Source organism: Candidatus Chloroploca mongolica (assembly GCF_004762035.2).
GTDB classification, from domain to species: domain Bacteria; phylum Chloroflexota; class Chloroflexia; order Chloroflexales; family Chloroflexaceae; genus Chloroploca; species Chloroploca mongolica.
Window position 1 is genome coordinate 21033 of the sequence record NZ_SIJK02000028.1, and the last position, 26317, is coordinate 47349.

23 protein-coding genes and 1 tRNA gene are annotated in these 26317 nt (G+C 56.7%); 9 read left to right on the forward strand and 15 right to left on the reverse strand.

Annotated features, from left to right (window positions below; translation table 11 throughout):
* Positions 1–154 precede the first annotated feature (154 nt).
* From rsmA to EYB53_RS15370, 4 genes are all read left to right on the forward strand, one after another.
* Positions 155–1015, forward strand: coding sequence for a 16S rRNA (adenine(1518)-N(6)/adenine(1519)-N(6))-dimethyltransferase RsmA (gene rsmA / locus EYB53_RS15355; protein ID WP_135479314.1), 861 nt, complete (start codon positions 155–157; stop codon positions 1013–1015).
* Positions 1016–1109: 94 nt separating this feature from the next.
* Positions 1110–1511, forward strand: coding sequence for a PPOX class F420-dependent oxidoreductase (locus EYB53_RS15360; protein ID WP_167857427.1), 402 nt, complete (start codon positions 1110–1112; stop codon positions 1509–1511).
* Positions 1512–1734: 223 nt separating this feature from the next.
* Positions 1735–3657, forward strand: a complete 1923-nt coding sequence (locus tag EYB53_RS15365) for a hypothetical protein (protein ID WP_135479315.1) — start codon at positions 1735–1737, stop codon at positions 3655–3657.
* Positions 3658–3707: 50 nt separating this feature from the next.
* Entirely contained in the window at positions 3708–5636 is a 1929-nt protein-coding gene (locus tag EYB53_RS15370; protein WP_135479316.1) for a glycosyltransferase family protein, read from the forward strand.
* 7 nt (positions 5637–5643) lie between these two features.
* On the opposite strand, the gene EYB53_RS15375 is transcribed toward EYB53_RS15370, so the two are convergent.
* The 9 genes from EYB53_RS15375 to EYB53_RS15415 all read right to left on the reverse strand — a co-directional run bounded on the left by EYB53_RS15375 (position 5644) and on the right by EYB53_RS15415 (position 14388).
* A complete protein-coding gene (locus EYB53_RS15375) occupies positions 5644–6204 on the reverse strand; it encodes an SH3 domain-containing protein (protein WP_135479317.1) in 561 nt (186 codons plus the stop codon).
* A gap of 12 nt (positions 6205–6216) precedes the next feature.
* Complete coding sequence (locus tag EYB53_RS15380) at positions 6217–7107, reverse strand: GNAT family N-acetyltransferase (RefSeq protein ID WP_135479318.1); 891 nt, start codon at positions 7105–7107, stop codon at positions 6217–6219.
* Positions 7108–7135: 28 nt separating this feature from the next.
* Positions 7136–7735 carry a hypothetical protein gene (locus EYB53_RS15385; RefSeq protein ID WP_135479319.1) on the reverse strand — a complete coding sequence of 200 codons (600 nt, stop codon included), beginning with the start codon at positions 7733–7735 and terminating at the stop codon, positions 7136–7138.
* 98 nt (positions 7736–7833) lie between these two features.
* Positions 7834–9210 carry a hypothetical protein gene (locus EYB53_RS15390; protein ID WP_135479320.1) on the reverse strand — a complete coding sequence of 459 codons (1377 nt, stop codon included), beginning with the start codon at positions 9208–9210 and terminating at the stop codon, positions 7834–7836.
* Positions 9211–9506: 296 nt separating this feature from the next.
* Positions 9507–10247 carry a class I SAM-dependent methyltransferase gene (locus EYB53_RS15395; RefSeq protein WP_167857428.1) on the reverse strand — a complete coding sequence of 247 codons (741 nt, stop codon included), beginning with the start codon at positions 10245–10247 and terminating at the stop codon, positions 9507–9509.
* Positions 10248–10267: 20 nt separating this feature from the next.
* Positions 10268–11125, reverse strand: a complete 858-nt coding sequence (locus EYB53_RS15400) for a hypothetical protein (RefSeq protein ID WP_135479322.1) — start codon at positions 11123–11125, stop codon at positions 10268–10270.
* Positions 11126–11203: 78 nt separating this feature from the next.
* On the reverse strand, positions 11204–12136 hold the full coding sequence (locus EYB53_RS15405; protein WP_135479323.1) for a class I SAM-dependent methyltransferase: 933 nt from the start codon (positions 12134–12136) through the stop codon (positions 11204–11206).
* Positions 12137–12152: 16 nt separating this feature from the next.
* Positions 12153–13340, reverse strand: a complete 1188-nt coding sequence (locus EYB53_RS15410; RefSeq protein ID WP_135479324.1) for a glycosyltransferase family 4 protein — start codon at positions 13338–13340, stop codon at positions 12153–12155.
* A complete protein-coding gene (locus EYB53_RS15415; protein ID WP_167857429.1) occupies positions 13321–14388 on the reverse strand; it encodes a glycosyltransferase in 1068 nt (355 codons plus the stop codon). The genes EYB53_RS15410 and EYB53_RS15415 overlap by 20 nt, the downstream gene beginning before the upstream one ends.
* 53 nt (positions 14389–14441) lie before the next feature.
* Here EYB53_RS15415 and EYB53_RS15420 point away from each other — a divergent pair, with 53 nt between their 5' ends.
* Positions 14442–15383, forward strand: a complete 942-nt coding sequence (locus tag EYB53_RS15420; RefSeq protein WP_135479326.1) for a glycosyltransferase family 2 protein — start codon at positions 14442–14444, stop codon at positions 15381–15383.
* A 147-nt stretch (positions 15384–15530) separates the two neighbouring features.
* Here EYB53_RS15420 and EYB53_RS15425 read toward each other — a convergent pair whose 3' ends face one another.
* From EYB53_RS15425 to EYB53_RS15435, 3 genes are all read right to left on the reverse strand, one after another.
* On the reverse strand, positions 15531–17042 hold the full coding sequence (locus EYB53_RS15425) for a helix-turn-helix domain-containing protein (RefSeq protein ID WP_135479327.1): 1512 nt from the start codon (positions 17040–17042) through the stop codon (positions 15531–15533).
* A gap of 66 nt (positions 17043–17108) precedes the next feature.
* On the reverse strand, positions 17109–17759 hold the full coding sequence (locus tag EYB53_RS15430; protein ID WP_167857430.1) for a polysaccharide deacetylase family protein: 651 nt from the start codon (positions 17757–17759) through the stop codon (positions 17109–17111).
* Between the two features lie 43 nt (positions 17760–17802).
* Positions 17803–18186 (reverse strand): phage holin family protein, encoded by a 384-nt coding sequence (locus EYB53_RS15435; RefSeq protein WP_135479329.1) that lies wholly within the window; start codon positions 18184–18186, stop codon positions 17803–17805.
* Between the two features lie 119 nt (positions 18187–18305).
* Here EYB53_RS15435 and EYB53_RS15440 point away from each other — a divergent pair, with 119 nt between their 5' ends.
* Entirely contained in the window at positions 18306–19427 is a 1122-nt protein-coding gene (locus EYB53_RS15440) for a DNA alkylation repair protein (protein WP_135479330.1), read from the forward strand.
* An 18-nt stretch (positions 19428–19445) separates the two neighbouring features.
* Positions 19446–20630, forward strand: coding sequence for an MFS transporter (locus EYB53_RS15445; protein ID WP_135479331.1), 1185 nt, complete (start codon positions 19446–19448; stop codon positions 20628–20630).
* A gap of 7 nt (positions 20631–20637) precedes the next feature.
* Here the strand turns inward: EYB53_RS15445 and EYB53_RS15450 are convergent.
* The 3 genes from EYB53_RS15450 to EYB53_RS15460 all read right to left on the reverse strand — a co-directional run bounded on the left by EYB53_RS15450 (position 20638) and on the right by EYB53_RS15460 (position 24274).
* A tRNA-Arg gene (locus EYB53_RS15450) sits at positions 20638–20713 on the reverse strand.
* Between the two features lie 29 nt (positions 20714–20742).
* Entirely contained in the window at positions 20743–21675 is a 933-nt protein-coding gene (locus tag EYB53_RS15455; RefSeq protein WP_135479332.1) for an eIF2B alpha/beta/delta subunit family protein, read from the reverse strand.
* 184 nt (positions 21676–21859) lie between these two features.
* On the reverse strand, positions 21860–24274 hold the full coding sequence (locus tag EYB53_RS15460; RefSeq protein ID WP_135479333.1) for a response regulator: 2415 nt from the start codon (positions 24272–24274) through the stop codon (positions 21860–21862).
* Between the two features lie 120 nt (positions 24275–24394).
* On the opposite strand from EYB53_RS15460, the gene EYB53_RS15465 reads away from it, so the two are divergent.
* Both EYB53_RS15465 and EYB53_RS15470 read left to right on the forward strand, forming a co-directional pair.
* Entirely contained in the window at positions 24395–25375 is a 981-nt protein-coding gene (locus tag EYB53_RS15465) for a carbohydrate kinase family protein (RefSeq protein ID WP_135479334.1), read from the forward strand.
* Between the two features lie 19 nt (positions 25376–25394).
* The gene (locus EYB53_RS15470; RefSeq protein WP_135479335.1) at positions 25395–26240 is read left to right on the forward strand and encodes a BtpA/SgcQ family protein; all 846 of its coding nucleotides are present in this window, start codon (positions 25395–25397) and stop codon (positions 26238–26240) included.
* Positions 26241–26317: the final 77 nt, after the last annotated feature.

The window sequence follows — 26317 nt, forward strand, 5'->3', positions numbered from 1 at the left end:
CGGCTCGGGTTGTATACAGGAGTGCCGGCTTTAGCCGGCTAAAGCCGGCACTCCTATAGGCACACATCGTCTAGGATTGTTCTACATTAGGGTTGCAATAGGATGGTATGCTAACAAGCAGCATCTAGCGAAGTAGCAACATGCAAGGAACCTGATGTCCAATCCATATTTGCATCCCCAGCGTATTCGTGCAGCCCTACGCACCCTTGATCTCCGTCCTAGTCGCGGTATGGGCCAGAATTTTTTACTTGATGCCGACGCTCTGGCCGCGATTGTCACGGCAGCCGAGTTGTCGCCCACCGATCTTGTGGTCGAGGTTGGCCCTGGTCTGGGGGTGCTCACCTGGGAATTGACGCGACAGGCCGCCCATACCATAGCGATCGAACTGGATCGTCGCCTCGCTGCTCGGCTCACCGAAGAGTTTGCCGGTCAACCTCTCACTATTGTGCAGGCTGATGTGTTACAGGTTCGTCCAGGCGATCTGTTGCCACCCGACACGCACACGTCAGGCTATAAATTGGTGGCGAATCTTCCCTATGCCATTACCTCGGCGGTGCTACGCCATTTTCTTGAAGCCGATCCTTCTCCAACGCTCTCGGTCGTCCTTGTACAGTGGGAAGTGGCCCAGCGCATTACCGCTAGCCCTGGTGCATTGAGCATCCTCGCACACTCGGTACAACTCTATGCCGAACCTACCATCATCGCCCGCGTGCCTGCGAGCAGTTTTTTGCCAGCCCCTGCCGTCGACTCTGCCGTGCTGCGACTGCGTCGCCGCCAGCAACTTGCCGTTGCCGTTGATGATGTTGACCGTCTCTTTCGGGTGATCAAGGCCGGTTTTCTGCACGGCCGTAAACAACTTGGCAATGCCCTGCCCAGCGGCCTCGCGGCAATGGGCTTCGATGTGCCCCGCGCCACAGCGCTCGTCGCCCTCGCTGCCGCTGGCATTGACCCCCAACGCCGCGCCGAAACCCTGACCCTCGCTGAATGGGCCAGGCTTGATGCGGAGATCTGGTAAGCAACTTTTGTCAATGTTTTGTTATTGTTTTGCACAGAATATGTGGTATAATCTAGACAGTGGGCACGAAAAATAAAGACAAATGAGGTATGGTATGGAACAGACTATTCCGGGAAAACCCTTCAGCATTCTCTATAAGCAGCAGTACGCCAATCTCTTCACCTTTCGCAAGAATGGTGAGGCTATCAAGACGCCGATCTGGTTTGCCGAGCGTCAGGGCAAGATTTATGTGATGACCACAATGGATTCAGGCAAGGTCAAGCGCATTCGTAATAATGGCCGGGTTCAGATTGGCCCCTCAGATCGCGCTGGCAAGCCGCTTGGCCCTACGGTTGAGGCCCAGGCCCGCATCCTCGAAGAGCACGAGTTTCAGGTAGCGAAAGATGCGCTCGACCGCAAGTATGGTCTGTTCAAGGCGATCTTCGATTTCTTTGGTACCCTCAGCGGGATGAACCGTGCCTGGATCGAGATTTCGCCCGCGCCCGATGTCCTTTAGGGCTACTACCCTGACAATCTGTGCGTGGAGTGAGCAAAACGACCAGCTTCGCTGGTCGTTTTGCTCAGGGCTGCTGCAACGTCCGCCTCCGGCGGTAGGGTGTGGCGCGGCTGCGCCGCGCCACGAGAGTTTTTGGGCGCAACCCCAACAAGTTTGCAACAGCCCTGTCGTTTTGCTCACTACGCGCACGCTTCATGAGAGGCATGTGGTAGTATAAGAGCCTATGATGCAAACAGGTTGGCAACCTGGTCTCTGGTTTGTGGCACTTGTCGCACCCGTGCTGCTTTTTGTTGTTCCCGGATGGGTGCTGCTCCGTTGCTGGGGTGAATCTGCCAGACTTACATGGATCGAACAGGCTGCCCTGGCAAGCGGTATCGGGCTAACCCTCTATCCCCTGCTCTTGCTCTGGACAAGGAGCCTCGGTCTTTCGGCTGGTGCCTTCTATGCCTGGGGTCCAGCCGGGCTGGGTCTGCTTGTGATGGGTTGGCATGTCTTCCGCCGATCTGGGCATTCGCCCTGGCAGGCGTGGAGACAATGTACCCAGAGAGACCACCTCTGGCCGCTTGTCGCCCTCGCGGGTGTCGGCCTAACGCTCTTCATCGTGCGCTTGCTCATCATTGCCGAGCTTCGCATCCCACTCTGGGGCGATTCGGTGCATCATACGATGATTGCCCAGTTGCTCATACAGAATGGGGGCCTCTTTGATTCATGGCAACCCTATGCGGCGATGGAAACCTTTACCTACCACTTTGGGTTCCATAGCCATGTCGCTGCCCTGATCTGGCTAACCGGGATGGATGCGCCCCAGGCTGTACTCGTTGGTGGGCAACTTGCCAATGCAGCCGCTGTTTTGACCCTCTATCCACTTGCGTTGCGCCTCGGACATAACCAATGGGCGGGTGTGGCGGCCTGGCTTATCGCAGGGCTGCTTCTCTCTATGCCGATGCTCTATGTCAACTGGGGGCGCTATCCTCAACTTGACGGTCAGGCCATCCTCCCGGTGGCGATTGCTTTGCTCTGGTACTACCTCGCTGCACCCCAGCCTGCACGGGCTCTATTTGTGCTCACGGCCTGCACTATGGCCGGTCTCGTGCTAACCCATTATCGGGTAGCGATCTTTGCGGCCTGTTTTCTCCCTGCCTATCTCGTGGTCATGGGGGGGCAAGGTGCCTGGCGTGCGTTAATAACCAAACTTGTGCTGCTCGTTCTCGCCGTCGCACTGCTGATCCTACCCTGGGTTGTGCGGATCTTTGAGGGAGGCCTGGTTGATTTGATGGGTGCCATTTTTGCTGCTTCAAGACCTGGGAGTGGCCTGGCAACCCAGGCCGAGGCGATCAATGCAATTGCCGATCCCCTCTTCTTTCTCCCCGCGCTTGTCTGGTATGCCATGCTCATCAGCCTTGTCTGGGCTGTCTGGCGCCGTGAGCAAGCCTTGCTCGTCGTGGCCATCTGGTGGCTCTGTGCGTTGCTAGTCGTCAACCCGCAACGCCTTGGTCTACCAGGGGCCGGGACAATTACGAATTTTGCGCTCTTCATTGCCGCCTATATTCCTGCGGCTCTTTTCCTTGCTGCCCCGGTAGGCTGGCTGCTGCACCGTCTCCGTGCCCCCGCAGCCCTGGCTGGAATAACGGTGGTGACACTTGCCCTCGGCCTCTGGGGCGGCACAATGCGTTTGCAAGATCTTGATCTAGCAACGCATGCCCTGGTTCAGCCCGAGGATCTCGTGGCGATGGACTGGATTGAACTGCATATCCCTGAAGACGCCCATTTCCTGGTCAATGGTTTTTTTTCTCATCCTGCCTCGGTAGTAGGAGGCGATGCAGGGTGGTGGTTGCCGTTGCTAGCCCAGCGCCCAACAACACTGCCACCAATCCTCTATATCGCCGAGCAAGGGCCTCGTCCCGATTATGTCGCGTGGGTCAACGAACTCTATGCTACAATCGAGCGCCTGGGTATCGAGCATCCCACAACCCTCGCCATGCTCCGTGAACGTGAGATTGCCTACATCTACCTGGGGCAGCAACAGGGAATGATTGGCAATCCTGATCCAACTCGAGTGCTCGATCCTGCCGTTCTGCAGGCCAGTCCTCATTTCAAACTGCTCTACCAGCAGGATCAGGTCTGGATCTTTACGCTGCAAACATGATAGAGCAAGCCAAGACGATTTGTGTCTGAGGAGTGCTGGCTAATGGTTGTATGGAACTGATCTCGCAAGCGCATAACTGGTTGCTGATGCTTGCCAGCGCGGCTCTGCTCTTTGTGCTCCCAGGCTTGGCGCTGCTGCGGCTTTGGCGTGGCGCTGCTGCGCTGACCATCCTCGAACAGGCCGCCCTTGCGCTCGGAATCGGTCTGTCGCTCTATCCGGTACTCTTGCTCTGGGGTGATCTGCTCGGCATGAAACCCGGCATGTTGCTGGCATGGAGCGTACCACTCCTTAGCCTGCCCCTGTTAGGCTGGACTTTTGTGCGCCGAAACCCACCGATCGAGCGTGAAGCATGGCGCATCCGCGAGCCAGGGGGCAATGTCTGGCCCTTGGTGATGGTGCTCTTTGTTGGTTTTGCCTTGCTGGGTGTGCGTTTGCATACGATTACCGATCTCAGTGTCCCTCTCTGGGGCGATTCACTCCACCACACGATGATCACCCAAGTGATGGTCGAACAAGGGGGCCTCTTCAGTTCCTGGCAACCCTATGCGAACCTGGAGACAATGACCTACCACTTCGGCTTTCATAGTCAGATTGCGGCGATGATCTGGCTAACCGGGCTGGAAGCACCTGAGGCGGTGCTGATCGGTGGTCAACTCGCCAATGCTGCCGCTGTTTTTACCCTCTACCCGCTGGCGCTGCACCTGGGACGAAGCCGCTGGGCGGGGGTGGTGGCCCTGCTCGTGGCAGGGTTGCTCGCACCGATGCCGATGTTCTATGTCAACTGGGGGCGCTATACCCAGCTGGCAGGTCAGATCATTTTGCCGGTCGCAATCGCTTGCTTGTGGTGTTACCTTGCCTCGCGTGAGCATTCAAAGGCGCTGCTCGGCCTCACGATCCTCTCGATGGCAGGGCTCTTCCTTACCCATTATCGCGTCATCATTTTTGCCGTCTGTTTTGTCCCTGCCTATCTGCTTGTCAGTGGCAAGTTATCTGGTTGGCGCACCTTTGGCATCCGGTTGTTGCTGGTCGGAACAGGCGTTGGCGTGCTTGTGGCCCCCTGGCTCATGCGGATGCTCGAAAGCCTCTTATTTCCCCTGCTCTCGGCGATTGTCGCCGCCTCCGCTTCAGGTGGAACGAATGCGATCCGTGCCGAGACGATTAACAATGCGATCGGCCACCCCTTCAGCTATCTACCGGCGCTGCTCTGGTATGGCATGCTGATCGCACTCTTCTGGGCACTCTGGCGACGTGAACGTGCAGTTCTGGTCGTTGCCATCTGGTGGCTCGGTGCGTTGCTGGTCGTCAACCCGCAGCACCTTGGTCTGCCAGGGGCCGGGACAATTACCAATTTTGCGCTCTTTATTGCCGCCTATATCCCTGCGGCGTTGCTTCTCGGGGCTGCGGGAGGATGGTTGTTGCACCGCATTCGTGCGCCCGTCGTGCTGGCTGGCATATCACTGATCCTGGGCGGCTTGAGTCTGTGGGGCATAAGCCTGCGCGCCCACGATCTCGATACCATCAATTTCGCCCTGGTTATGCCGGAAGATCGCACCGCAATGGCCTGGATCGAAACACATACGCCCCAGGAGGCTCGTTTTCTCGTCAATGGGTATTTTCACAACGAGGCAAGCCTGCTCGGCGGCGATGCCGGCTGGTGGATCCCCTTGCTCGCTCATCGGCAGACAACCCTCCCTCCGATGATCTATGTAGCTGAACAGGGTCCACGTCCAGATTATGCACAGTGGGTCAACGAGTTGTATGCCACGATCGACGATCGGGGCCTTGATCACCCTGAAACGTTGAACTTGTTGCGTGAACGCGAGATTGCATACGTGTACATCGGGCAACGCCAGGGTCTGGTAGGCAATCCTGATCCAACCCAGGTGCTCGATCCTGAGGTGCTCGGTGACAGCCCTCATTTTACGCCGCTCTACCACGAAGATCAGGTCTGGATCTTTGCGGTGCAAGCAGATGACTGAACGCGCTTCAGGGTGCTGGTGGTGAAAGCAAGAGACTGCTGGCCCAGCCAACGGTTTCTACGGGGACACGCTCAGGCGTACAATCTGCTGCCGTGCTGAGTACGCGGATCTGATACCAGCGAACGCCATCAGCGAGGTTCTGCTCTTGCAGAAAGACGACTTCGTCACCAATACAGATCTGACCAAGCACCGTTTCAGGCAAAACAAGCGGTTCCGAACGCAGATTACCGCCAGCGATCACCGTACCACGGCCCAGGCTTTCGGGAGGTATGGGTCCTGGCGAAGGCACCGTCAAAGCTTCAACCGTCGCCGTCGCGTCACGGGCTTCCTGAGTTGACCTGAGCAGACTGAGCGCTTCATTCGTCGCCACCACAGCAGTGACCGTGGCAATCCTGGCCTCGATTTGGGCATCACGGAGGCGCAACCCAAGGAACGCACCACCAAAAAGCAGGGCGATAACAACCCCGGCCATCAACAGATTCGCCAGGGCCCGCAGGAGACCACCGCGCCGATGGACATGCGGGCTAAACAGGCGATCCCAATCACGTGGATCTAATCGTGGTGGCACACTTTCCCCAGTTTAAGGATGTAGGTTTCGACGCAAGATCAACTGACGCTCACCAGTTGTGACAAAGCCAAACCACTGGTAGAGGCGCTGTGCTTGCATGTTATATGCCTGGGTGTTGAGTGTCAAGACATGCGCCCGTTGCGCGATGGTAAAGTCAACAACATCGGCGAGTAAGCGAACACCAATCGCTTTGCCACGCCACGCGGGGTCAACGGCAATACGCACGAGATGAACGAGGCGTCCGCCAAAATGGGTGGTTGCATACGCATAGCCAACAATCGCCTCTCCATGCTCAGCAACCACAACATAGGGGCCTTGCTCAAGGGCAGTGCGCATGATCGTGGCATCTTTGGTCCACTGCGGTTCAAAACACGCCCGATCGACCGCAAGCACAGCAGGCAGATCGAGAGGCAGGGCTGGACGCACCGTGATCGCAAGATTACCCTGATGAGGAATGTGTAGTTGTCGTTTTTCATACACAACAACTTCAGTTTCTGGCTCAAACTGTTGGGCCTGCAACGCGGGCACCAGCCAGGGATCGGCCTGCTCATCACCGGCATAGAAGATCGTATAAACGCCCTGCCGACGGAGCGTCGCGTCAAACACCGGCAAGAGCGTAGCCAGAGCAGAACGCAGATCGAGCCCATCACCAAGGGCAACTGCATAGATCCAGCAGATGCCCTCGGCAGGCTGATTGGCCAGCGCGATAGCAACCATCGTGGTGCCAACCTCAAGAACTGCACCCCATTGCTGGGCCATCAAATGCTCGAGGTCAGCACCAGTCATCGCATAGTAGCGCCGCCCAGCCTCACGCAACAGCCGCGTTGCAGCGGTTAGATCGGTTGCCTGGACAGGGCGCGCCACCGCCTGATTCAAGTCGATACTTTTACGAAATAGCCACATACCCTTACTGGATCAACGCAACAATCGCTTAGGGATAACCAGTATATACCTTACCCAGATCCAGAGTCTGCCCGGCTTCCACTTCAAAGATGAGATCCTGCGACGAATCGTCACCCTGACGAACAAGGTACTGATTCAACGGACCCTGCACAACAATGGCATAGCGACCAGGAGGCACATCACCAAAGGCAAACCCACCCTCACCGTCCGGTGTGACCCAGGGATCATTCTCGGGATCATGGCTAACTGCATCCATCGTCGTCGCGTCCGTCGCAATCACTGGCGAAAGGTAGAGCACAATGGCATCATAAACGATTTCATCAGTCTGGATGCTATAGAGTACCCCGTGGACAACGCCCGTCCCTTCTGATGGAACAGGAAGCGGTTCAGGCTGCCGTCCTGGTGGTGGCGTATAGCCAGGGCCAGGATAGGCAGGATCGACCGTTGGCATAGAAGGCACGATCGGATAGGGGTATGGATAAGGATCCTCAGAAGGCTCAGGGGTAGCCACCTGAGTCGGTTCAGGGAGAGGAGTCTGGGTTTCGGTTGCCGGGCCGCCGCAGCCTACGAGCATGGTCAACAGAACCAGCCAGAGGGCCAGGGGCAGCCAGAAAGACGTACGTTGCATAAATTGTATACCTCATGCAAAGGGGTGTGGAGAGTCCGCCTTGCGGTTTCTCCACACCCCTGATAGAGCCATCGACCGGATCGTGGACGTATCCCGTCTTAGAAGTTGATGCCGTTGTAGGTCAGGAAGGCATCACCGGCATTCGCAGGAGCAAGCTGGTTGACGATACAAACCACATTGCTGGCCGGGCTAGTCGTCACCGTTGCACCACCAATGTAGCGCTCGGTGGGGATCTTGGCATTCTGGAACCAGGTCACCGACTGACCAGCGGCAAGCTCTGCTGTTTCAGGCTCAGGGGTCGTCGTGCTACCAGGAACCGCGTTGGGCGTGAAGGTCATGGTCGCCGTTGTGCTAACGGTACCGGCATTGCGGCACTGCACAGCGGTGAAGAAGCCACCATTGTTTGCCATCAAGAGCGGCAAGCTCACGCGGGTGGTCGCACCGGCTGACGAAATACCCTCATAGGAGGTACCGAACTGGGTCGAAAGCTGGTTGACGACAACCACAATGGGCTGGGCCGAAGTCACAATCGCCGAACCGATGTAGCGGTCAGCGCCGTTGACGATGATCGCCTGGCTCGCACCAGCGCCAAGGTTGAAGGTCTCATTCGTCAGGCTCACCCCATCAGCAACGGTGTTGGCCCCATAAGCGACCGTCACATCAGCCGCAGCGGTGCCAATATTCTGGATCGAGATACCACTGAAGAAACCAGCGTTGGCCTGCTGCACCAGGGGCAGCACAACCTCAGTCGAGCCAGCGGCGAAACCGCTGTAGGTCAACTGCGTCTGGAAGCCAGCCTTACCAACCTGATTGACCACCACAGCAACGGGCTGGGCACTGGTGATCTGGGCCGAACCAACAAACCGGGTACCAAGCTCGGTGCGCGTGGACTGATCAAAGACCAGCGACGCGCCAGGGGCAATGGCAGCCGAGGTGACCGTGTCAGCAGTGCCATCATTAGCACCGGGGCCGGGGGTGAAGACCACCGTCACCGGCGCAGCTGCGGTACCCGCGTTCTGCACTGCAAACCAGGTATCGAAGCCCGAGTTGCCACGCTGGATCAGCGGCAGGTTGACCGTGGTCGCGCCCTGAGTCAGGCCAGTTGCAGCCTCACTGTAGAACGGCTGACCAGCGACGCCGTTGTTGCCCAGGATGTTCAGGATCGCCGCCACAGGCTGATCAGCCTCGATAACGGCCGAGCCGCTGAAACCAGTCTCAACGCTTGGGATCGGGAAATAGGTCTTGCTCGAACCCGCCGCAATCGACTCACCAAGAATGTTGGCAGCCGACGTGCCATCAGGGTTGATCAGGCGAATATCAACGGTTGCCTGAGCGGTACCCAGGTTCTGCACCTGAAAACCAGTACTCCACTGAATGCCCTGCTGAGCACTTACCGACCGAACTGGTGCAAGCACCAGCGCCAGGGCCATGATTAGCCCTGTCACGAGAGCAATTGCTGTCACTTTGCGCAGCATACCGTACGTGTCCTTTCGTTACCTACACATCAAGAACCTGATGCGAAACCTTATGACGTTCACTGTAGCATAGGTACCAACCACCTGGCGATACCTCTTTAGAAGAGTCAACCCTAATCCATCTGGTTCCAATGCTGTGGATTCATCACTAATACCCAACAAAAAGAGGAGTAACCCGAAAGTATTAGTGGTTTTTAGCGCTTGCTAAAGCCAAACTTCTGCCCCTCGATCGACCAGACCTCATAGGTCTGTCAGACCTGTGAGGTCTAGGGTAACGGATTATTTCTGGAAAACCATTATGATGGTGTACAAACAAAGACCAGCAGATCGCCAAGATTGACTGGTACTATTGGGCCGATGAGACTGCGGACAAAGGTATGCGGTCGCCGCAGCATCCATTGCCAATCAGTGCGCGTACGGGGCAGCGGGCGTTCGAGTACCACAACGCGTTGCGTGCGCAGACCATGATCGGCCAGCAAGCGTTGCCATGAGCCGCGAGAAGCATACCGCTGCAGCGGTTGTCCATCATCAAAGACCTCGCCGTGCCGCAAGACATGCCAGATGTTGCCAAACAAGCCAAAGGCGTTGGGCAACAAGACCACGGCAGTGCCGCCGGGGCGCAGCACCCGCGCCATTTCACGCACTCCTTGCTCGGGGGCAAAATAGTGCTCGAGGCTGCCAATGTTGGTGACCAGATCAAACGTATGATCGGCAAATGGCAGCCGCTGGGCATTCGAGGCGGCCAACGGAATCGCCGCCCCTCCGCGCTGGTCGAGTTGATGCAGAGCCGCCACCGAAAAGTCAATGCCCATCCCCTGATAGCCAGCACGCTGGGCAAAGCGCAGAAAATCGCCTTCACCACACGAGACATCCAGCAACCGCCCCGGCGGCGGCGACGCTCGCCGCACCAGATCAAGAAACCAGAGATAGAGCGAGTCGCGTTGATGCAGACCACGGTCACGATAGAGCGTATCATACGCCGCTTGTTCGGCTACTTCCGTCGGCGTGTGACGGATTTCAATGGGATACCACGACATACACACCTCACGCTCAGGCTCTACCATCGCGAAAAGACCAGCGCCCAGAACAATTCATTCAGCGTAATCCATACGCGCATCAGCAAGGCGATGATCAAGGCGACAGAGAGCGGCACAATCAGGGTCAACAAGACGACCATGCTGAGATCACGAAAACTAAACCCGATCGGGATGAGAAAAGAGAGCGCACCAACCAACCCGCTGGCAACCCAGATCTGAACCAGAACTGGTAACATTGACCACTCGATCAGATAGATCGAACGCACCAGGAAGAAGAGAATCAAGCCCCCGCTCAACCAGACCAGCATATGCAAGCCCACGACCAGCAGCGTGGCCGGTAAACCAAGCAACTGGGTCAGCGGTTCACGCTTCCAGCGCTTGAGAATCAGGTTCAACAGGCGCACCAGCAGCATCGGACGCACCGCCACCACAAGGCTCACCAGCGCCACCAGCGCCACTGGCAGCAAGGGGATGTTGCCATTCAGCAATGGCGTCAAAGGAAAGAGCATCACGACAAGCAGACCACCCGAGGCAATCAAAAGAATCTGTTCCCAGAGCATCCCGAGCAGCGTCATCCGCCGCGCAACCCCAACCTGTTCATAGAGCAGCACACGACTCGCGACAAACGGGGCAGGCGTAGGTAAGCGGCGGGCCATCCACGAGTAGAGAAAAAAACGCCCATGGTCACGCCACCCAACGCGCACATTGAGCGCCGACATGATAAAGCCCCAGGCAATGACCGCCACCGCCAACGAACCTGTGTAGGCCACACTGCTCAAACCCAAAAAGACCGCATCAAATTGCCAGTCATAGGTTACGAGGGAGCGCCAGTCACGCACAATCGTGATCAAGATGACCGCCAGGGCCGCAGCGAGCATCCCTCCTACGATGATTCGGCGTGACTGGGGCTTATCCCAAATGGTACGCCCACGTTGCCACAAGCTTGTTAGCATCATTTATACCGGTTGGGCGACGACCGTGATCACCGCGCCTTTGTGGAGTTTACGGTCAATCACCCAGAGTGGGGGCAAGAGCGCCGTGCGCACGATAAGATTTTCTAGGGCACGCTGGGCAAGTGGTTGCAGGATCTCGTTGCGTACATGTTGACGCAACCAGAAGCGCCAACTGAGCATCATAACCTGGTAGGTGCTCCCAAGGCAAATCATCTCGCGCACCTGAAAGCCAGCCTGATTGAGCATCTGCGTCAACCTACGTTCATCAGGGATGAACATATGGCGCGGCTGATCGAGCCCGGCCCAGTAGCGGCCACATAAACGAGCATCCCAGGCCGAAAGGTTAGGTACACGGGCCACAAAGATGCCATCAGGGGCCAGGAGTTCGCGCACCCGTTGCAGGGTTACCTGCGGCTGATATAGATGCTCGAGCACATCCCACATCGTGATCACATCAAAGGGCGTATCGGCCAAGGCAACTTCTTCGAGCGTACCCTGATGAACGGTGAGTCCAAAGAGTTCACGAGCCTGCCGCGCCGCGTCGGCACTCAATTCAACCCCAACCGTCTGCCAGGCAGCGCTACCCGTACCAAGAAAGACGCCGGTAGCACAGCCTACATCAAGGAGCCTGCGTTTGCCAGCGCGCAATGGGGCGTGACGTTCGACCAGATGCCACCGTTTTTTCAAGCCATAGAGGTGCAGCATGCCTTGCAGCAGGCTGGGGTTGGCCCAGGGTGGGGGCACAAAAGGATCATAGTCGGGAGGATAATAGGAGCCGATCTCGTTGGGAGCAGGCCGCGGATTTTGATAGAGCAGGCCACATGCGACACATTCGACCAGGGTAAAGCTTCCGGGCAACCCCAGCAACGAATCGGGCAGTGTATAGCGGTGACGTGTCTCAGTTGCGCCACAGAGCAAGCATGCAGTCTTTTCCATCGTTGCCGGGCATCTCCTAACCTGTTGTGATCCTGGACGAACGCTTCATCGAACCGGTTGCATTATACACGTTCATGATCGACTCATATGCGCGCTCGGCTGAAAAATGGCTGAGTGCGCGGGCACGAGCAGCCACGGACAGCGCGGCCCGTCTTGTCGGATCAGCCAGGAGGCTGCTGATGGCTTCGACGAGGGCAGGCGTATCCCGCGGTGGCACCAGCAGGCCACATGGTCCAATCACTTCGGGGAGCGAGCCAGCACGGGTGGCAACAAGCGGCGTCCCACAGGCCAGCGCTTCGAGGGCGGGCAACCCGAAGCCTTCGAGTAGTGAAGGCAAAACAACCAGATCCGCCAGCGCATAGTAGACCGGCATCACGGCATCGGGCACACTCCCAACTTCAAGCACCCGCTTCCAGGCTCCTCCAGCAGCTTCAATGACCTTCTGTCGATAGGCTGCGTCCCACTGCCCAACAATGACCAGGCGCACATCATCGGGCAGGGCATCCAGTCCCGCGACGAGATACTCTAGCCCTTTGCGTGGGTTGGAAAAGCCCACATAGAGCAAGACCCGACACCCTTGGAGCCCGAGTTGCTGACGCAACGGCTCAACACGGGCGGCTGGTTGAGGCGCAAAATAGTCGGTATCGACACTCTCAGGGGTAAGCGCAATCGCCCGTTCGGATAGGCCATAGTGGGTCACAAATTCCTGTCGTGTCGCCTCGCTCAGCGAGACCAAGGCCTGGGCGCGGTAGAGGGTTGGCCGTTCGAGCAGATGCATCGCCGTTGTATAGTACACCCGGCGAAAAGCCCGATTCGCCGCCGACGAAGCATAGGGCTGACCATTATCGGCGGTAAGCCGCTGGTGAAACGATTGCAGCAGACTCGCCACAAAAGGCCCGCGGTAGGCCCAGGCAAAATGCACATCGAGAAAATGAACGAGATCAAACGGTTGCCGGGCGTGCTGCAGTGCAACATGCCGGGCAGCGTGCCAACCATAGCCAATCCAGTCGGATCGACCAATGGCAACCCGCTCGACCACCATGCCCGCCGTCACCGTCCGCAGCAGCGTCCCAGGGCGCCGTGCGGCCACCATCGTCACCTCGTGTCCACCAGCAACTAGCCGTTCAGCTAGCCGTTCAGCATACACTGCGAGGCCCGACGACCGTACTGGAGCAACATCAAGGCTAATCAGGCAGAGGCGCATGGACTTCCATCAAAATATCATTCAGCACAGCGCCAATGCGGGCAATGCTATAGCGCTCGATCAGGTGGGAATAGCCCCCCCAGGCAATCTTCTCGCGTAGCTCGCGATCACTGCGCAGGGTCAAAATCGCATCAACTAACGACTGCGGATTCGCAAGCTCGCACATATACACATGCTCGCCATGAACAAAGATCTCGGCATTGGCGGCATTATTGCCAACAATCGTCGGTCGGGCCATCCCTAAAAACTGATAGGTCTTGGTGGCAATCACATTCTGGGCTTTGCTATTATCAGAAAAATGCCCCCCCAGGCAAACTGACGCCTCGGCGATAGCCTCGGGCAGTTTGTGGTAGGGAACCCAGCCCATAAAGCCGATATTGGTGCATCCAAGTGACTCAGCCAGAGCGCGGATCTCCCCAAAGCGAAGCCCTTCACCCGCGATTTGAAAGACAATCTCACGCTCGTTTTCGAGTAATTTTGCGGCCTGAACAATATATTCAATGCCCTGCAACGGCAGAAACGAGCCATAATAAAAGACTTTGAACGGATGCTCGGCTGGCGCAGGGCGGGGAAAGAAGATCTCTTCGTCATACCCAAGGTAGAGAACCCGGAATAATTCGGGGGGTAAATGGTACAACCGGGTAAAATAGTCACAGTGGGCCTGGGTATCGAGGACAACAACATCGGCCATCCGACAAACCAGACGATCCATCAAAAAGATCATGCGTCCGGCGAACGAATCAGGCTTAATCACACGACGATCAAGGCAAAGCGTATTAAACGTCGAGAGATACGCATCAAAAACAACAGGCTTCCGCGTACATAAACGCATTAGAAGGACAAGGAGGTAACCATAAAACCCCACAAAAACAATATCGTGAGGTTTACGATGCATTAATACCTTAAAAAAAAGCCGTACGTGACGTATGATATAATTCTTGCCACTATCAGTAATTGCAATCACCTCAGCATGCTGCTGAAGTGCTTTCAAAATAATCTGATTACGGACATATTCTGGCTCACGTCCACATACGAACAGTACTCGCATACATCCTCCTGCGACGGCCATTATAGCTCAGTTGCAGGGTAAAGGCAACGCTCGTGGCCTCACCCGCCGTCCCTGACCAACTTCTTCCGCTCTATGTGGTTGTGCTCAACTGGAATTTACCTGCGGATACCATCGCCTGCCTGCAGTCACTCCAAGCCGCTGCGCTGCCCGAGGTACGCCTTCTGGTGGTAGACAATGGCTCAACTGATGATTCCCTGCACCAGATCCGGCATCACTTTCCCGATCAGGTAGAACTGGTGGCGTTGCCAGAAAACCGTGGGTTTGCCGGGGGGATGAACGCCGGCATTGAGGTAGCGTTGCGCGCCGGGGCGGGTTCGATCCTCTTGCTCAATAATGATACGGTTGTGGAATCTACCATGCTCGCGACGTTGCTGGGGGCAGCGCAACAACGGCCACAAGCCGGCATTCTCGGGCCGGCGATCTACTACTATGATGCGCCCGAACGCCTCTGGCAGATCGGCGCACGCCAGCATCCCCACTTTCCCGTGCCCGTCAACCTGGGCCTACGCAAGATCCGTCGTACCGGCGGGCAACCCTTTCCTGCCGATTATGTGACTGGGTGCGCCATGCTTGTGCGCCGCGAGGTCTTTGAGCACGTGGGCTTGCTCGATCCTACCTACGTCATGTACTTCGAGGACGCCGATTTCTGTCAACGGGCGCGCAAAGCCAGGTACGAGATCTGGTGCATCCCCGCCGCACGGATGTGGCATCGCGTCTCGCTCAGTGCCAACAAGGTCAAACCTGCTAGTCGGTATGCCTTTGCCTGGGGACGTGGGCGCTTTTACCGTCACTATCCCCATGGGCACTCAGCGACGTTGACCTTGAGCTATCTCTTGCTGAGCACCGCTGTGAAAGCCGGGGGCGATCTGCTTCGTGGCGACTGGCAGCCAGCCCTCTGGTTGTGGCGAGGGACGCTCGATGGCTATCGGCTACGCCCATTGCGGGGGCCAGTGCTTGGGGTGACGCATGAGTAGGCTGATGATTTGACGCAAAGGCGCAAAGGCACAAAGGGTTTTGAGAACGCATCTGGACGCCAAGCGTGCGACGGATAGCGGTACCAGAGGCATAGAAGGAAACGTCGTTGACAGCCTACGATGCTTAGCCTAATCCAAGGCCTCTGCTTATGGCACAAGCGGCTCGGTGGCGCGGCTCGGGACAAAGATCGTAAAGATCACCCGGTATTCGCCGACGGCGCCCGGTGGCGACGCATCGGCACCGGCGACAAAAAAGAGGCTGGTATTGAAGAGCACCAGATCACTCGCCTGGAACGCAATCTCGGGCATCGTATATGGTGACCAGGCATCAGCAACTGGATTATACTGCCAGGTTGCCAGCGCATCGTGGTCAAAGACGAGCAGTGAGTTGATCACCGCGGCAAGTCCGGGCTTGGCAATGGCAATGGGCATCGGCGCATTGCCTTCCCACCGACCGCCATTGTCGGCCCCCGGATCAAGGCGAAGCGTGTCACGCAAAGGGCCGCTCGCGCCTTCGCCACCTACCAGATAGATCTGACCGGCCAGAGTTGTCGCATTAGCATACTGGCGACCTGAAGGCAACGAGACACCCCGTGACCAGCTATCCTGCTCAGGATCATAGATGAACACATCTTCAACGAGCTGCTGCCCGTTCCATCCGCCAATCACGTAGATCCGACCTTCCCATACCGTCAGCGCATAGCGACTCCGTGGCTCAGGCAGGGAACTCAACACTTCCCATTGCTGCTCTCGCGGGTTGTAGGCTTCAAGCACATTGCTGACTGTTCCCCCAACGGTTTCACCACCGGGGACATAAATTTTACCCCGCAGTACGATAGCGTCTATTTCGCTTACTGCAGTTGGCTTATCGACCAGCGAAACCCAGAGACCCGTCTGAGGATCGTACCGGTCAAGCAAAGCGAGCGGCTGATCGTCCTGCATCCCACCGATGGCATAGATGCGGCCATCCACATCATAGGCGGCCAGCGCCAGATCATGGCGTGGGCGTGGCAACGGCGTATGCGTAATCCAGCGCTCGTGTGAACCCTGCTGCATTGTTCCCGCTGAGCCAGGAATATCAGTGGCAACCACAGGCGCCGACGGTTCTGCTGTATCGCGCCCCGACCAGAGCACAAAACCCACCAGGCCGAGCACAACCACAAGCACAAAGGTGCCTACCAGCAACCCCTGATTCGTTGGGCGAGGGCTCGTACGTGGGCCAGACACAACGCCATTCGTCGCGATCGGTTCATCAATAGGCGTAACTTGCGGCCTGGTCGCAGCAAGAACCGGGGCGGCAGGGGCAAGATCTGGCTCTGACTCAAGACGAGAGTCATCAACTAGGCGGGCAGGGTCAACCTCAACAGGCGTAACCGTCGTGACTGGCTCGGCCAACGTTTGTGGCTGAGGCACACCAAGCTCAAGCAGTAACTCCGGGGCATCAAGATGCGTCGCCGAAACAAGCCCATTGCGAATCGCATAGACAGTTGCCTCGGTACGCGAGACGACCCCGATCTTGCCAAAAATATTGCGCAGATGGACTTTGACCGTATTGATGCTAATATTCAGCTGCAGGGCGATCTGCTGATTGGTCGCCCCGGTTGCGACAAGACGCAAAATTTCGCGCTCACGCTCGCTAATCTGGATGTCGTTGGTCATGGTGCCATTCTATGTGCTGAGTCTATCCTCGTGATCATAGCATGAGCAGACATCCTGGGCAAGTTGTCAGCGCTGTCGGTTCTGGCGCAGCGTGTCAATCGTCACGAATTCAAGCCCGCGGAGGGTCAGCGCACTGAGGATGGCATCAGTCAGCGTCGCAACAGAGGGCCCGGCGAGGGCTTCGTGCAAGACGATCAATGCGCCAGCGTCGGCCTGCGCAACTACTTGACGGATGCTCAGTGCCGCCGGTTGCATCCAGTGGACAGGCATAATGCTGCCGAGCACCGGCTGATAACCCCACGCGTGAAAAGCCTGGATCAGCGAGGCACTGAAGTGTCCAAAGGGAGGACGCACACTCGTAATCATCGCAGGATCGCGTCCGCTATACTTCGCCAGCAGATCGCGGGTCTCATCAAGCATCCCGTGCAGGGCCATCTGATTTTCGAGCAGAAACGACCGATGGCGGTAGCCGTGAACCATCAACTGATGACCGGCAGCGGCGGCGGCCTGAACCAACTCGGGATGCGCCTTGACCCGTTCACCAAGCCATGAAAAGGTTGCAACGACACGATGGCGGTGCAGCACCTCGAGCAACGCCGGCGTATCATCAGGATGCGGCCCATCATCATAACTGAGCGCTATTTGCAGGCGCGATTGGTCACCCATCCAGAAGATCTCGGGAAAATGGCGATCAAGCAGCCGCGTCGCATCATTCAACGACGTGGCTGCATAGGTCTGAAACAGCTCGGCCCAGCCTGGTCTAACGCCTCTTTTGCTCATTGGAGTCGGGGAGAAAGATAGAAAGAAGGAACGAGACAATGCTCACCACAATCGACCCTAACAACGCCGCGAAGAAGCCATCAACGGTGAAACCGGCCCCAAAAAAACTTGAGGCGATCCACGCCGAGAAGCTAAAACAGATCGCATTGATCACCAGCGTAAAGAGCCCCAACGTCAACATCACAAGTGGACACGAGAGGAGCGTCAGCAATGGTCGAATAAAGGCATTGACCAGGCCAAAAACCGCAGCCATGACCAGCACGGCAAACCAGCCATTCTGGTCGGTAATATTGATCCCGGGCACCGTCCAGGCCGCGACTACCAGCGATGCTGCCGTGATGAGCCAGCGCAACAAGAGTTGCATATGTGCTTCCTTTCTGTGAGCGAACCACGCCGCCAGCACATATCATACCGCAAAAGTGAGGAAGGTGCGTATGACCCGTGTAGGTTCATTATAATAGATCCATACGGAAGGAACGATCTATGATGACCGAGCGACAGCGCTTCAAGGACTATTTTGATGCACGGCTGGCCCACGATCTGGCGACACGCCTGAGCGTTGTTGCGCCCTCGTTTCCGGCTGAAGCCTTCACCGCACAGGTCGTACCACAGCTTGCGCCACTTGAATTAAAGGCCCGCGTAACGGTTTTTGCCCAGGCTCTGCGGGATCATCTTCCTGCCGACTATCCGCTTGCGTTATCAATCCTGTTGGCAATGCTCGGGCCACCCCATCGCGAAGATCAGGGTATGTTCAATGATGGCTGGTATTTGATGCCAGTGGCGGCCTTTGTTGAACTGCATGGCCTTGATCATCTTGAGGCGTCGCTCGCTGCGATGCATGCGCTTACGCAGCGTCACACCGCTGAATTTGCCATTCGGCCTTTTCTGGTGCGTTATCCTGATGCGGTGCTCGCAAAGCTGCATCAGTGGGTCACCGACGAGAGTTTCCATGTCCGTCGTCTCGTCAGCGAAGGAACCCGCCCTCGTCTACCATGGGCCACTCGTCTCGATCAGTTTATCGTCGATCCAACACCTGTCCTCGGCTTGCTCGAACACCTCAAAGACGATCCTTCAGCCTACGTACGCCGTTCGGTCGCCAATAATCTCAATGATCTTGCCAAAGATCACCCCGAACTCGTTGTGGCAACGCTGAGCCGCTGGCGCGAAGGTGCCGATACACAACGCCTCGCGTTGATCCGCCACGCGCTGCGCACCCTCGTCAAGCAAGGTCATCCGGACGCCCTGCACATCCTTGGGGCAGCCTCACCCGAAGTGAGCCTGCTCGCGTTGAGCGTAACGCCGACGACCGTGCCAATTGGAGGCATAGTGCATCTTGCCGTGCAGATCGAAAGCAGCAGCATCCGTCCACAGCAACTGGTCATTGATTATATCCTGCATCTGGTTGGCGCACGTGGCGAACGACGGCGCAAAGTCTTCAAATGGGCCACACGCCTCGTTGAACCAGGGGCGACCCTCACCCTGACCCGTAGGCACTCTTTTGCGCCAGTTACGGTACGGCGCTATTATCCAGGAGCACATCAGATCGAGCTTCAAATCAATGGCGCAATCATTGGACACATCACATTTATGCTCGAGCAAGCATAAAGATGCAAAGCAAACCTCATGCCAAAACCCATCCCTAATCTCGCTACCTCATCAACCCAGGTGGATCTGCGTTGGGCGATGTTTGCGCTCTATGTTGCCGCAACAGTCGTCTTTTCAGACATGTACCTGACCCAACCGATCCTACCGTTGCTTGCCGAAGAATTTCAGGTCACACCTTCGACCGCCGGGCTCACGATTTCGGCGGTTGTCATCATGATTGCGCTTGGTTCCACCGCGTACGGACCGTTGAGCGATATGATCGGGCGCAAATCGGTGATGGTAGCAGCATGTGCCCTGTTGAGTCTGCCAACGATGCTCGGGGCCTTTGCGACCAGTTTCGAGCAGATGCTCTTCTTTCGCGCGCTGCAAGGACTCTGCATTCCCGGCTTAACGGCGATAGCCGTAGCTTACCTGGGGGATCTCGTCGGGCCAGCCGCTCTGGGCAAAGTTGTCGGCGGGTGGGTCGCAGCGAATGTTGCCGGCGGGTTAGTGGGGCGTGTCGCAAGTGGCATCATTACCGATCTGGCCGGGTGGCGCGAGGTTTTCGTCATCTTTGCGCTGCTCACGATGGTCAGTGCCCTGCTGCTTGCGTTTTTGTTACCCGAGGATCGCGTGAGAGAGTCGGGAGGATGGGGCCAGGCCTACCGAGCGATGTTTGCCCATATCCATGACCCACAACTCTTCAGTGCCTTTATGATCGGCGGCACACTCTTTTTCGGATTTATTGGCACTTTTACATTTCTCCCCTTTTATCTAACCGGCGAACCATTCCTGCTGTCACCGACCATGGTCGCCTTTGCCTATGTCAGCTATCTGGCTGGTGTCCTAGTGTCACCCATCGCTGGGAGCCTCTCGAACCGTATTTCGCGTCGCACCCTGATTACGCTGGGCCTGCTCATTGCGATGCTCGGACTCAGCCTTACGCTGATCCCGGTCTTACCGTTGATTGCCATCAGCCTCTTTATTTTGTGTACCGGCATGTTTACTGCGCAAGCGATCGCACCTGCACTGGTCAACACCCTGGCCAAACAAGCGAAAGGCGGGGCCGGGGCGCTCTACCTCGTCTTCTACTATATTGGGGGCACCCTGGGGGCAGTTGTGCCGGGGTTGGCCTGGCAAGCCTTCGGCTGGATAGGGGTGGTGGCGACCTGTCTGACAGCCTTTGGCATCGCCTTGATCGCCAACTGGCGCATCAACATCTGAGCAAGTGTGGCAGGGCTGGTGCGATTCGAACGCACGGCCATCCGCTTAGAAGGCGGGTGCTCTATCCCCTGAGCTACAGCCCCACATACCTGGGTCATAATACCACTAAATCTTATGACCAGTATCTTCCTGGTATATCGCTCAGCGCAGGATGCAAACGTGTTGCGGCCAACCATGCCTCAATGCCAACCGAAGGTTGAATACCCTGTTCGGTCACAATGCCTGCCAGTGCATTAAGCGGGGTGCGGTCAAAATAGAGGTTTTCAACCTTGACCCCGGGTGCGGGATTATCCCACACTTGCTCGCCAGGCCAGCGAGCCTGAGGTGGCGGATGGTAGCCCGGAGGCAGGAATTTTTCGCTGCCACAGAGCGCATAGACCGGCACGCCACTCGCCCCTGCGGCCAGGGTCATCGCATAGGTACCAACCTTATTCACAAGGCCCTGGGCATCAAGGAAGTCGGCCCCTACCAGCACGAGTTGCGCCTGGGCGGCAAACATGACTGCCAACGCATCAATAACAAGCGTCACATGCAAGCCAATTGCTGCCAGTTCGGTCGCGAGGCTACGACCCTCGCATGCCGGACGGCCCTCAGCACACACAACCTTGATACGGCGACCGGCGCGCTGGGCATGGCGCAGAGCGGCACAAACCGTTGTACTGCGTCCAGTCGTCACAATCTGACCCTCTTCGGGAATCAAGCGCAAGGCAGTCTCGGCAATGGCTGCCTCGTGGACATGCAAACGACGCTTAAATTCATGGACAGTTTCAACTGCCCTGGCACGAGCCTGTCCCAGCTCATCGGCTGACGTCACAGCCCACAGAAGAGCATTAATAAGATTCACGAGAGGCGCCATGGTTGGATGGGCTTTGATTAAGGTGCCTCCAACATCAAGGACGTTCTGTTCCAGGGCGGTGATCGTCGTTGACTGATCGCTGCGCACCCAACGATAGAGCACCTCGGCGCTCTTGTCAGCAATCTCAACCGCGCCCGAGATGTTATCATCGACAATCGTCGCAACTGCCTGTGCAGTAAACTTATCCACAACACCTTCCCTGTGTGAGCAACAATCTGATCGGATACAGCTACAGCACAAGAGGAGCTTCAGCTTGACAAAACCATGCGTATTTGTACCATACCACAATTTTGTCAGTTGCACAGGAATAAAAAGCTAGCGGATTGTGTAAAGATTGACAACAAAAGAGGAAGGTTGAGCGTTACGAAGGGAATTAAAAGGGGGAGCGAAGGTTCAGCGCCGAGGCTATAATCTGCTCAAGTTGTTCGATCGTAAACGGTTTCGCGAGGAACCGATAGAGTCCCTCTTTGAACTCGGCATACGTCAGCGGACTCACCGTATCACCGGTCACAAAAATTATCCGCTCAGCAACCTGTGGATCAATCTGACGTAAGGCATCAAGGAACTCAAAGCCATTCATGACCGGCATTTTCACATCTGAGAGGATCAGATCAAAGGTCTCCCGCTGGAAAACTTCGAGGGCTGCAGTACCACTGGTGACTGCAATGGCAGCATGTCCCAGATCTTCGAGCATGCGCGTCAACAACTCAACCACAGGCTCTTCATCATCAACGACCAGGATCTTGAGTGAAGGCTTAAGCAATGCGGTCGGGCTAGCAAGAGGAGCGGGGGGAGCATTGGGTTGCTCTACTTCCATCGTGCGCACGGGAAGGGTAAGCTTTACCACCGTCCCGACACCCTCCTGGCTTTCGGCCCAGATATGCCCTTGGTGCTCCTGGATAATCCCAAAGCAGATCGACAAGCCCAACCCGGTTCCCTGACCAATCGCTTTTGTCGTAAAAAAAGGGTTGAAGACTTTTTGAAGGTATGGTTGGGAAATACCAATGCCAGTATCTTCAACTTCAAGCTGGATCACTGCTTCGCCATCGCTACGCATTTTCAACCTGGTACGCAAAGTCATGGTACCCGGCCTGGCCTTTTCGAGCATCGCGTGGCGGGCATTGGTGATCAGATTGAGGAGCACCTGTTGCAACTGGTGTGGATCGGCGACAGTCTCGGGGAGGTTCGGATCAAGCTCAAGGGCCACAGAAATGGTATCAACCTTGAGTTGATACTGTTGCAAAGCGAGGGCACTCTCCACAACGGCATTGAGGGCGACCATTGAACGTTCGGGTTTGTGTTCACGCGCAAAAATCAACAGATTGCGCACAATTTTGGCCGCACGTTCAGCCTGCGTGCGAATATGCTCAAGATCCTGGCGTATCTGATGAGGTAACGCGGGATCGCGCAACAAGAGCTGGCTATACCCACTGACACTGGTGAGCGGATTATTCAACTCGTGAGCCACGCCAGCCACGAGTTGGCCAATCGCCGAGAGTTTTTCCGACTGGATCAACTGTTGTTCAAGATGACGGCGTTCGGTGAGATTACGGGCAATGCAATGCAACCCCTTGATTCCGTGCCCATTCATGATCACCTGGGTCGAAACTTCCAGGTAAATAGATTCATTATTGCTTGCGACCAATTCAAGTTCAAAGGGTTGGCCGGGCTGTCCCTCAAGCCGAGCGTTGAGCGAAGGCCATGCCTCATGCCACGACTCTGGGGTCGCAAGTGACTGCAAGGATCGTCCGAGCAAAGCCTCGCAGGACATACCGATCAGTTCTTCACCGACCTTATTGATACTCGTCAGGCATACATCGCGATCAAGCAAAAAGATCATGTCATACGCATTGGCAAAGAGATCGCGATAGCGCTGTTCCGAATGTTTCACCTCTTCATAGAGACGGGCATTCTCAATGGCAATGGCCGCATAATCAGCGAGGGTCGCCAGGAGATACTGATCATTCTCAGAAAACGTCCGATCAGCCTGCCGGTTATCAACGGCAAGAACCCCTATCACCTGATCGCCCACCATCAACGGAACTTGCAGAATAGCCCGTACAAGAAACCCGGTTTTGACCTTGAGGGCAAAGCCTGCGCGGGCTTGATCAAGGCGGATCGGCTTACCCGTACGGACGACCTGACCAGCGAGGGTGTCACCGACAGGCATGCGTAAGCGTTGGGCCCGCTGATCACCAAGGTTCTTGGCGGCGCGCAGGTAGAGTTCTTGATGTTCGGGATCATACAGGAGCAGGAAACCCTCTTCGGCCTGAGTAATATAGACGCCGGCTTCCACAATCCGTTCGAGCAATTGCTCAAGATCCATCAGCCCAGTCACCGACTTGCCAATGCGATAGAGCACGGTCAACTCCTGCACCCGTTGCTGCAGCGAAACGGTCAGGCGTTCTTTATCACGACGGAGACGACGCTCACGCAGGGCCTGATCAATAGCGACCCGGGCTTCGGTATCAGAAAAGGGTTTGATCAGATAGTTGCGTGCCCCAAGGCGGAAGGCTTCGACCGCAATGTTCTCCGAGCCGTGTGCGGTCATCAAGATGACCGGCACATCGTAGCCTTCTTGCGCGATCAAACGTAACAGATCGAGCCCGCTGATATCAGGCAATTGCAGATCGAGCAGGATCAGATCCGGCAAGCGCATACGCAACTGCTGGAGACCTTGACGACCTGTGTGGGCCACAATCGAGCGAAAACCCAGTTCGGGCAAGACATATTTTGCCAGCAAGTCAGTAATCTGCTCGCTGTCATCAATAATCAGAATTTCTTCCATAAGGCGCTTGTGCTCAAAACCTGGGTCAAGACCCTCGCAAGTTGCCGATCTAAGGAGTCAATTGTACACTACTGTCAGCGTCAGCAGCAAGGTAAAACCTCATAAGAATGGCAGAAGTATATGATACCCGATCAAGCAGGAACTACCGTCCTTGTGCTCGGTGATATCAACGCAGATCTTAGCTTTATTGTGCCATCATTTCCTGATGAGGGTGGTGATATTTCGGCTGAACGTCTGCGCTGGCACAGTGGAGGAACCGGTTTGAATAGCGCGATTGCATTCAGCCGTCTTGGGGCACAGGTCGCCTTACTGGGGCGGATAGGCGATGATCCGGCGGCCGAAGTCGTGCAAGCGACTGCGCGCAAAGCTGGCCTCGATCTGCGCTGGGTGCAAACCGACAGCGAGGTTGCCACCGGCCTCTGTGGGGTGATTGTCTCGCCGGGAGGGCAACGCACCTTTGTTAGTTTTCGCGGGGCTAATCTGCGTTATCAAGGCGAGGCCTTGCCAACACATCTGCTTGATACGTGCGGCTTGCTCTTTCTTTGTGCTCATGCCCTGTTGGAAGGTTCGCAGCAATATGCGGCCCTGCGGTTGGCCCAACTGGCCTTTGAGCGCGCTCTTCCCGTGGCCCTCGATCTCTGCCTGCCCGCCATTCGGCTGGCCCGTGACATTCTCTTCGACATGCTGCCCCATCTCTGGTTGTTGACGATGAACGAGGATGAACTACGTGCGTTGTTGCCCGGTATGAGCCTCCAGCAAGCCCTGGATCACCTGTTGCAATGCGGCGTAGCGCACGTTGTGATCAAGCGTGGAGCCCAGGGATGCAGCATTGCCAACGGGCGCGTGCGGCTCGATGTGTTGCCCCCGGTCATCAAGGTTGTTGATACAAATGGGTGCGGTGATGCCTTTGCGGCTGCGTATGCCTGGGCTTGTCTACGCAGAGCCGAGGTGCGCGAGTGTGCAACCCTGGCGAACACCATGGGTGCGCTGACGGCAACCCGTTCAGGGGCCGCTGATGCTATTCCAACTCGCTCGGAATTAGCGATGCGGCTCACCTATGGTCTGCACTATCTGCTGGCCCCGATCTCCTCTGGAATCTAACGACAAAGGAACCTTCTCTATGCCTCCACACTGGAAAGAACGCCTTGACGCCCTGCGGATCGCCCATCTGGGTGAGGTTTTTACGACCCCGCGACCGGTCATTGGCATGGTTCACTGCTGGCCCTTGCCAGGTGCGCCTGGGTATCGCGGCTATGGCATGGCAACGATTATTGAACAGGCCGTGCGTGATGCCAACGCCCTGGCCGAAGGTGGCTGTCACGGGTTGATTGTGGAAAACATGTGGGATATTCCCTTTCGCGCTGGCCCCCATGTGCAACCCGAAAGCATTGCGGCCCATGCGGTGGTGGCGCGTGCTGTGCGTGAAGCGGTTCCCGAGTTGCCCCTCGGCATTAACCTCGTTCACAACGGTGGCGTCGCGTTGCTCGGGATTGCCATCGCTGCTGGAGCCGATTTCATCCGTGTCTGTATGTTTACTGGTGCAGGGGTTTGGGACGCTGGTTCGTGGGACGAAGGGTGTGCGGCGGATCTCTTGCGCCGACGTACCGAGCTCGAGGCCGAGTCGATCAAGATCTTTGCCGATGTGGATAAAAAACATTCGGTGCGTTTTCCAGGGATTGATCTGGCAACGCATATTGAATGGACACGCTTTTTTGGGGCCGATGCGCTGATTGTCTCAGGGCGCATGACGGGTGATGCCCCTGATCTCGCCAAGCTCCGTGAGGCACGCCAACATGCTGGGACAACGCCCATTTTGCTGGGTTCAGGAACTGACGAACATAATATTGGTGCCTTTATGGAGATCGCGGATGGGGTCATTGTTGGCAGCAGCATCAAAGGCGATGGGGCAATCGCCAATCCTGTTGATGTGGAACGTGTTCGTCGTTTTGTGGAGGCCTCCCGCTGATTACGCCGCAGCAGCGTGGTACAATGAGGACATGGGGTATCAAAGAAGATGCCACCAACTGGTGTCGAACCTACTCA

Coding starts and splice junctions, on each gene's coding strand:
- rsmA (WP_135479314.1), top strand. CDS start 155: ATGTCCAATCCATATTTGCATCCCCAGCGTATTCGTGCAGCCCTACGC.
- EYB53_RS15360 (WP_167857427.1), top strand. CDS start 1,110: ATGGAACAGACTATTCCGGGAAAACCCTTCAGCATTCTCTATAAGCAG.
- EYB53_RS15365 (WP_135479315.1), top strand. CDS start 1,735: ATGATGCAAACAGGTTGGCAACCTGGTCTCTGGTTTGTGGCACTTGTC.
- EYB53_RS15370 (WP_135479316.1), top strand. CDS start 3,708: ATGGAACTGATCTCGCAAGCGCATAACTGGTTGCTGATGCTTGCCAGC.
- EYB53_RS15380 (WP_135479318.1), bottom strand. CDS start 7,107: ATGTGGCTATTTCGTAAAAGTATCGACTTGAATCAGGCGGTGGCGCGC.
- EYB53_RS15385 (WP_135479319.1), bottom strand. CDS start 7,735: ATGCAACGTACGTCTTTCTGGCTGCCCCTGGCCCTCTGGCTGGTTCTG.
- EYB53_RS15390 (WP_135479320.1), bottom strand. CDS start 9,210: ATGCTGCGCAAAGTGACAGCAATTGCTCTCGTGACAGGGCTAATCATG.
- EYB53_RS15395 (WP_167857428.1), bottom strand. CDS start 10,247: ATGTCGTGGTATCCCATTGAAATCCGTCACACGCCGACGGAAGTAGCC.
- EYB53_RS15400 (WP_135479322.1), bottom strand. CDS start 11,125: ATGCTCGCTGCGGCCCTGGCGGTCATCTTGATCACGATTGTGCGTGAC.
- EYB53_RS15405 (WP_135479323.1), bottom strand. CDS start 12,136: ATGGAAAAGACTGCATGCTTGCTCTGTGGCGCAACTGAGACACGTCAC.
- EYB53_RS15410 (WP_135479324.1), bottom strand. CDS start 13,340: ATGCGCCTCTGCCTGATTAGCCTTGATGTTGCTCCAGTACGGTCGTCG.
- EYB53_RS15415 (WP_167857429.1), bottom strand. CDS start 14,388: ATGCGAGTACTGTTCGTATGTGGACGTGAGCCAGAATATGTCCGTAAT.
- EYB53_RS15425 (WP_135479327.1), bottom strand. CDS start 17,042: ATGACCAACGACATCCAGATTAGCGAGCGTGAGCGCGAAATTTTGCGT.
- EYB53_RS15435 (WP_135479329.1), bottom strand. CDS start 18,186: ATGCAACTCTTGTTGCGCTGGCTCATCACGGCAGCATCGCTGGTAGTC.
- EYB53_RS15440 (WP_135479330.1), top strand. CDS start 18,306: ATGATGACCGAGCGACAGCGCTTCAAGGACTATTTTGATGCACGGCTG.
- EYB53_RS15445 (WP_135479331.1), top strand. CDS start 19,446: ATGCCAAAACCCATCCCTAATCTCGCTACCTCATCAACCCAGGTGGAT.
- EYB53_RS15460 (WP_135479333.1), bottom strand. CDS start 24,274: ATGGAAGAAATTCTGATTATTGATGACAGCGAGCAGATTACTGACTTG.
- EYB53_RS15465 (WP_135479334.1), top strand. CDS start 24,395: ATGATACCCGATCAAGCAGGAACTACCGTCCTTGTGCTCGGTGATATC.
- EYB53_RS15470 (WP_135479335.1), top strand. CDS start 25,395: ATGCCTCCACACTGGAAAGAACGCCTTGACGCCCTGCGGATCGCCCAT.